The organism is Oscillibacter sp. UBA6647, from assembly GCA_002455655.1.
In the GTDB taxonomy this organism is placed as follows: domain Bacteria; phylum Bacillota; class Clostridia; order Oscillospirales; family Oscillospiraceae; genus Oscillibacter.
The window spans coordinates 21047-28320 of sequence record DKLF01000136.1 but is presented as its reverse complement, the minus strand read 5'-3'; the positions used below and the strand labels follow the sequence as shown (position 1 = coordinate 28320).

The following is a 7274-nucleotide window of genomic DNA, read 5'->3' as shown; positions in this document are numbered from 1 at the left end:
GCATTATTCAGCAGACATTAATTAACATATGGATTTTGGGGCTAATTCCCATTTCAATCTGCTTTAATCTGCTGGACGGCTTTTTCGGCGGATATACGGGCTTAATTGCGCCGTATCCTCTGCTTGGAAATTCGTTTGCAACCTATGGGGCCTTCTGGTTGCTCTATATTGGAATTTGTATTGGTACAGATTTTCTTATTATCAAAAAAACGGCTTAAATTTGCGTATTGTTAAGCTGTGGCGATATTGGCTGGGCGACACAAGACCGAAACCACCGCGGGACAGCAGATGAAAGAAGTTCATTTAGTAGATCATAAGCTTAAAAGGTATATTTAAATGGGCCTTTTAATCACGATCTTAAGACAGGCTGTTGGTATTCTAAATGCTTTGTGGTATACTTACAGTAACTGTATTTTTCTTATTACGTCTGTTATTGGAGAGTTGCATGAGCTGTAACATTGATTTTGTCTGGCTGCAACAGCAGCTTCCGGAATATCAATTCCTGTTTTCCGACCTGACCATACATGGGGCGGTGCAATTTCAAGCGGCCAGTCTGTGTACGGGGGAGCAGGTGCTTTCTGCCACGGCGCTTGGCCTGCAACGGGAGCAAATTTATTTTTCGGGGCGGGAAAAGGGAGTTGCCGATTTGGGCCGCCTTTTTGGAATGTGCCGTTTTATTGCAAATAGCTGGGATGAGCTTCAGGAAATTGACAGGATTGCCCGGCTTCATCAGCGGGAGGAGACTTTGGAACCCGTGGGGTTGCGGGTAATTCCCCAGCGCTTTGACGACGGAAAGCAGTCTGGGTTTTCGGAAGGAATGCTTCCTGCGCTTGCGGGGAAAATCAGAACGCTCCCGGCGATTTCCGTCCGGGGCTGCTTTGTGCAAGGGGAAATTGAGGGCCTCCACGGGGAGTCGCTGGGACGGTATTTTCGGGAATGCTATGAGATGGCAAAGCGAATGACCGTCATTCTGCCCTGCGGGATGCCGTATCTGTGCATCGTGAACGGGGCCATTGCCGCCTGTCGGAATGCCGTGGAGCATCCGGAGACATTGGATGCGTTTTTGCGGCAGGCAAACATTGTCGCCGCCCAGAACCAAACGGCATTTTACGCAAAGCTGCTGATGACCTGACGCGGGGAGAACGGCTTTTAGAGAGACTTGACCAAAACAGGGAAGCGGGAGCCGGTAAATCCGGTTCCCGCTTTTGACTGCGCTGTAATTGCTCATTTTTTCCGATAAGGTGTGCTCTCCAGCGGAAGGCTCTGACGGAATTTCCCGTCCAAACGGTAGTAAGCATGGGCGCAGGCAGGCGCCGTGGGAATCATGCACAGCTCTCCGCAGCCCTTGGCGCCCAGAGAGTAGGGAAGTTGCTCTCCCTCCTCCGGACGGCAGAGAATGACCTCCAGCTCCGGGACATCCGTTGCCCGCATAAAGCCGATGGTTCCAAATTTGCTCTTCGGATAGCCGTCCACGCACTCAAACTTTTCGGTCACGCCATAGCCGATGCCCATGATCATGCCGCCTTCAATCTGGCCCTCCACAGACTCAATGTTGACGGGGGTTCCCACGTCGAAGGCGGAGACGGCTTTGGTAATTTTTCCTTCCTCGTTCAGCACGATCACCTGCGCGCCATAGGAATAGGAGACGTGGCTGACGGGATTTTCTTTAATTGCGCCCAAGGGGTCGGTGAGGGCGGAGTATTCTCCGAGGAATTCCCGGCCCTCCAGCTCGGAAAGCGTTTTCCCGCTGTCCAGCGCGCATTTGAGACTTTCACCGGCGCGTCGGGCGGCTTCGCCGGTCATCACCGTCTGGCGGGAAGCTGTGGACGTTCCGGAGTCCGGCGTGCGTACGGTGTCTGCCGCCTCAAAGACAAACAGGGCGGGGTCCAGATCTGTTACATGGCAGATTTCCGTCAGGGCCATCTGCCCGATGCCCTGCCCCATGCAGGAGGCGGAGGTGCGGATATGGATTTTTCCCTGCTCAACAGACAGCAAAACCCGCCCAATGTCCTTTTTCCCCATGCCGGTTCCCGAGTTTTTAAAGCCGCAGGCAATGCCTGCGTAGGGGTTTGCGTGGAATACGTCCTTCACCGCGTCTAAGCACGCGGCCATATTTGTATTGGGGTCGGCGGTCTGCCCGTTGGGGAGCACATCGCCGGGCTTAATGGCGTTGCGGCGGCGGAACTCCCACGGGTCCAGCCCCGCCATCTCCGCCAGAAGGTTAATGTTCATTTCCGTTGCAAAGCAGCTTTGGGTCACGCCAAAGCCCCGGAAAGCGCCGGAGACGACGTTGTTGGTGTAGACAGACATGCCGAAAATGTCAATATTCTGATAATTGTACGGTCCGGCCGCATGGGTGCAGGCCCGGTGCAGCACCGGCCCGCCCAGAGAGGCGTAAGCGCCGGTATCCGCAATAATAATGCCCTTCATGCCAGTAAGAATGCCGTTTTCATCGCAGGCGGTGGTAAACTCCATCTCCATGGGGTGGCGCTTGACATGGTAATTCAAAGACTCCTGCCGGGTGTACTTCACCTTGACGGGCTTTTTGGTGATCCATGCCATCAGCGCCGCGTACTGCTGCACCGACATATCCTCCTTGCCGCCGAAGCCGCCGCCTACCAGCGCCGCGTGACAGTGCACCTTTTCCTTGGGAAGCTCAAGCATTTTGGCGCACTCCCGCTGCACGTCGTAGACGGACTGGCAGGAGGTATAGAGCAGCAGGCCGTCGTCCCCCTCGGGCATGGCCACGCAGCACTCCGGCTCCATAAAGCCGTGCTCCTGCCAAGAAGTTTTATATTTCCGCGTGACCACGTATTTGGAATTTTTGATGGCTTCGTCTGCGTTGCCGCGGACCAAATTTGCCCGGCTCATCACGTTGCCGTCCTCGTGAATCATGGGCGCGTCGCCCCGCAGGGCATCGAAGGGACTGGTGACGGGCGTAAGCTCCGTATAATCCACCGCCACCAGCGCACAAAGCTCTTCCAGCAGTTCCTGCTTGTCGGTGGCAACCACCGCCAGCACGTTGCCTACATATCGGGTGACGTCGCCCTCGCCCAGCATCACGTCCCAGTCCTGCTTGATGTGGCCGATTTTGTTGCAGGGAACGTCCTGCTTCAGCAGAACCTTGATGCAGTCCGGGTGGGCAAGGGCGCGGCTCACGTCGATGCGGTTAATCCGGGCGCGGGGATATTTTGAATAGACGGGCTTGGCGTACAGCATTCCGGGGATAGTAAGATCGTCGGCAAACAGGCCGGTCCCGTTGATTTTTTCGTCGGCGTCAATGCGCTTTGCATGCTCGTCCATGTGCAACGCGGTAGGGGCGGGGGGAATTTCCCGTTTTTCCCGGAAAAAGTCCGCCGCCAGCAAAATCGCGTCCTCAATTTTTTTATAGCCGGTGCAGCGGCACAGATTGCCCTTAATGGCCAGCTTCACATCCGCACGAGTGGGATTCAAATTGGAATCCAGCAGGCTTTTGGCCGAAATAATCATGCCGGGGATACAGAAGCCGCACTGTACCGCGCCCGCGACGGCAAAGCAGTGCTCATAGACCTTCATTTCCTCCGGGGCGATGCCTTCCACGGTCAGCACCCGCTTTCCCGCAAGCTTGCTGAGAGACACCACGCAGGCCTTGGTTTTCACGCCGTCCACCAGCACGGTGCAGGTGCCGCAGGCGCCCTCGCTGCATCCGTCCTTGGTGGCGGTCAGGTGCAGGTCGTCCCGCAAAAAGCGCAGAAGCTTTTTGTCGTGGGTGGATTCGTACTCTTTTCCGTTAATCGAAACAGTAAACACTTCACTCTTCCTTTCAGAAAATCCGCCCGGGGTTGGTACCGCGGGCGGATTTGTGTTGGGTCAAATACCAAACCGGGTTAAAAACTCGTTCAGCAGATTCATGCATACGGCCTTGCGGTATTCCGCCGACACACGGCCCCGGGTGAGGACCATCCGGGCCCCATAGGCCCGCAGGTATTCCGCCTTCAGCCCACGGGCTTCCTCCAAGGTTTTGCCCAGCAGTATTGTCTCCAGATCCCGATAGCGCAAAACGGTGTCCGCTACCGCGCCGAACGCGGCGGCGATGTTGGAAATTTTGCCGTCTTGTTCGGCAAACACGCCTGCGAAGGAAACCCGGGAGATGGCTAGCGCGTTGCGTCCGCCGACCTTTTGGTAGTAATACCGGTCCAGCCCGGTTTTGGGCAGGAGAACCTCCGTAATCAGCTCGTCATCGGAAAGGTCCAGTTTTTTCCGGCCCAGATAGAATTCCTCCACGGGAACGATGCGCTCGCCCCGCAGGGATTGAAGCCGAATCTTTGCGTCTGCCGCAAATTCAATCAAAACGGAGTCCGCCTTGGCGGAGCCGTTGCCAAGATTTCCGCCGAAGGTGCCTGCGTTGCGGATGGCGGGCGCGGCAATCAGCGCCACGGCGTCCTTCATGATCTGGGGAACCCGGTGGTCGCCAAGTGCCTGCGTAAAGGTCACGCCCGCGCCGATGCGGAGATAGTCCGCATCCTCGGAAATCTGCTGCAATTCCGGAACCTTGTTCAAAAACAGATAGGTAGCTCCGGGGCGGTTTTCCACCATCAGGTCCGTGCCTCCGGCGTAGGGGACGACGGCATGGGACGCGCGGAGGTTCAGCGCCTCATCCAAAGAGGCGGCGGTATATCCGTTTACCATAGTCCGTTTCCCTCCTTTGCGGCGCTTGAAACCGCGTTGATAATGGCGTTATACCCCGTGCAGCGGCAGAGGTTTCCGGAAAGGCCCTCTCGGATTTCGTCCTCCGTGGGGTGGGGAGTTTTGGAAAGCAGCGCTTCTGCCGCCAGCACCATGCCGGGGATGCAGAAGCCACACTGCACGGCGGAAACCGCCGCAAATGCCCGGTCCAAAACCGCGTAGCGCTCCGTTTCCCGGAAGCCCTCCATCGTCGTAACAGAGGAGCCTGCCGCCGCGCCCATGGCAACGCAGCAGGAGTTGACCAGCACGCCGTCCATCAAAACGGAGCAGGCCCCGCACTCGCCCTCTTTGCAGCCGCACTTGACGCTGGTGGTGCGGTAGGTGTCTCGCAGAACGTCCAGCAGCCGGTCGGAAGCGTTGCCTTCGTAGGACACTTCCTGTCCGTTGAGGACAAATCGAATCGCATCCATCTCTTATTCAGCCTCCTTCATCATCACATTCAGGGTGTCCTCGGCGGTGAACGGCGCATGGTGCAGCGACGCTTTGCCCCCTATGGCCTGCTCCACAGCCGCCACAAAGGCCCCGGGCGCGCCCACGAGGGGCAGCTCGCCCGCGCCCTTTGCACCGTAGGGCCCGTCGGGGTATTGCTCCACATGCAGCATGCACTTCAGGTTCGGCACATCCTTTGTGGTGGGAATCAAATAGTCCGAGAAGGAATTGTTGCGGATGCGGCCTTTATTGTCATACTCCATTTTTTCAATGGAGGCATAGCCAATGCCCTGCAAATAGCCGCCCTCCATCTGTCCGATGACAATGTTGTAATCGATGGGCGTACCCACGTCGAAGGAGCCATAGGCCCCCAGAATTTTGGAGATGCCCGTGCAGGTGTCCAGCTCCACCTCGATGGCGCCCACGCCCCATGCGTAGGTAGGGTACGCGTCGCCATGAAATTTGTCCAGATAGAAGGGAATCATAAAATCAGGCTCTCTGAAATGCTCCTCCACAATTTGGTCCTCGCCCTCTATCCACTGGGTGCGCAGCTTGATGGCCGCGCGGCGCAGCAGCTCACCCACCACCATCAAGGAGCGGGAGGCAACGGTGGGGCCGGAGTCCGGCACGCGGGCGGTATCAGGGTGGTTGTAATAGACCTTTTCCAGCGGAAGATTCAGCTCATGGGCAACGATTTTGGGGAACGTGGTTCGCAGGCCCTGCCCGATTTCACCGTTGGAGGCCAAAACCTCCACCGTTCCGTCCGGGTACTTGTGCAGCTTGCACACCGCCTTGATGTGGTCCCGTTCTCCGGAGCCGGTGAAGCCCGCCCCGTGGAACCACAGCGCCATCCCGATGCCCTTGCGGTATCTTCCGATCTGGGGCTTCTCGTACTCCAGATGCTTTCTGCGGAAGTCGCAGGCCCGGTCCACCTCGTTAATCATCTCGGGCAGGGGAATGGGGAAGTGATATTTGCCGGAGGTGGAGGTGGGATCTCCCTGCCGGGCCAGATTGGCTTCCTTGAATTGGAGGGAATCAATCCCCAAATCCCGCGCGATATGATTCATCATCATCTCCACGGCAAAGAAGGTCTGGGGCGCGCCAAAGCCCCGGTATGCGCCGGAGGGCGTGGTATTTGTTTTCAGGGCGCGTCCGTGGACGTGGAGATTGTCAAAGCTGTAAACGCCGCTGGCGCAGATGATTCCCCGCTGCAACACCACGGGGGACAGCGTGGTGTACGCCCCGGAGTTGAACTTCACGTCGATGTCCATGCCCGTGACCTTGCCGTCCTTCACCGCCACCTTGTAAACGCAAAGCGAGGGGTGGCGCTTGGAGGTAAACTCCAAATCCTCCCGGCGGCCGAAGATGCAGCGGATGGGGGCATTAGCCTTCCTCGCCGCCACGGCCACCTGACAGCCCAGAATGGAGGGAAACGCCTCTTTTCCTCCAAAGCCGCCGCCGGTCACGTCCTGAAGAATGTGAACCTCGTCGGGGCGGAGACCCAGCGCACGCATCACCGCGCCGTGGACATAATAGGCGCACTGCATGGAGCCGTGGACGTACATATGTCCGTTTTCTTCCGGCTCCGCCATCATGCCCTGCGGCTCCAGATAGGTCTGGTCCTGATAGCCGGTTGAAAATTCTTCTACGTAAACCTTGTCGGCTTCGGCAAAGGCTTTTTCAAGATTTCCCTTTTCGTACTCATAGTTGAAAAACACGGTGTCGGCCTTGTGCAGGTCCAGCATCGGCTCCAGTTCTTCATAAGAAACCTTGGTTTCCGAAAGAATCCGGTCCACCACCTTTTCCTCCGGGCCAACCACCATACCGATGGGTTCGCCGATGTACTCCACCGTGTCCCGGGCAAACACCGGAGTGTCGTCCAGCACGATATTTACGTTGTTGTCGCCGGGAACGTCGGCTTTGTCCACATAAAAATACCCGTCCGGCAATGGGGGGACTTCCACGCCCAGCACCTTGGCTCGCGCCAAAGTGGAGCGAAGAAATTTGCCGGTCAAAACACCATCACCAGAATAGTCTCCGACATAAACGGAGCGCCCGGACATTTTCGGCGCGTGGTCTTTCTTGATCACAGATTCACTGATCTTTTCCATCTTGCAATC

Annotated in this window: 5 protein-coding genes and 1 pseudogene; 2 read left to right on the top strand and 4 right to left on the bottom strand. The window is 57.1% G+C overall.

The features are described 5' to 3' along the window. Together B2W96_RS10055 and B2W96_RS10050 are read left to right on the top strand one after the other, a co-directional pair. Positions 1-218 (top strand): annotated as a pseudogene (locus B2W96_RS10055) (hypothetical protein); the annotation flags it as partial. 227 nt (positions 219-445) lie between these two features. After that, positions 446-1132: a hypothetical protein gene (locus tag B2W96_RS10050; protein WP_293010158.1), complete on the top strand. Its 687-nt coding sequence runs from the start codon at positions 446-448 to the stop codon at positions 1130-1132. Between the two features lie 92 nt (positions 1133-1224). On the opposite strand, the gene xdh is transcribed toward B2W96_RS10050, so the two are convergent. From xdh to B2W96_RS10030, 4 genes are read right to left on the bottom strand one after another with little or no spacing between them, the layout of a single operon-like run. Then, on the bottom strand, positions 1225-3789 hold the full coding sequence (xdh, locus tag B2W96_RS10045; RefSeq protein WP_293010157.1) for a selenium-dependent xanthine dehydrogenase: 2565 nt from the start codon (positions 3787-3789) through the stop codon (positions 1225-1227). A 60-nt stretch (positions 3790-3849) separates the two neighbouring features. Next, positions 3850-4668, bottom strand: a complete 819-nt coding sequence (locus B2W96_RS10040; RefSeq protein WP_293010156.1) for an FAD binding domain-containing protein — start codon at positions 4666-4668, stop codon at positions 3850-3852. Next, the gene (locus B2W96_RS10035) at positions 4662-5135 is read right to left on the bottom strand and encodes a (2Fe-2S)-binding protein (protein ID WP_293010155.1); all 474 of its coding nucleotides are present in this window, start codon (positions 5133-5135) and stop codon (positions 4662-4664) included. The genes B2W96_RS10040 and B2W96_RS10035 overlap by 7 nt, the downstream gene beginning before the upstream one ends. Positions 5136-5138: 3 nt before the next feature. Next, positions 5139-7265 carry a xanthine dehydrogenase family protein molybdopterin-binding subunit gene (locus tag B2W96_RS10030; RefSeq protein WP_293010154.1) on the bottom strand — a complete coding sequence of 709 codons (2127 nt, stop codon included), beginning with the start codon at positions 7263-7265 and terminating at the stop codon, positions 5139-5141. Between the last annotated feature and the right edge of the window lie 9 nt (positions 7266-7274).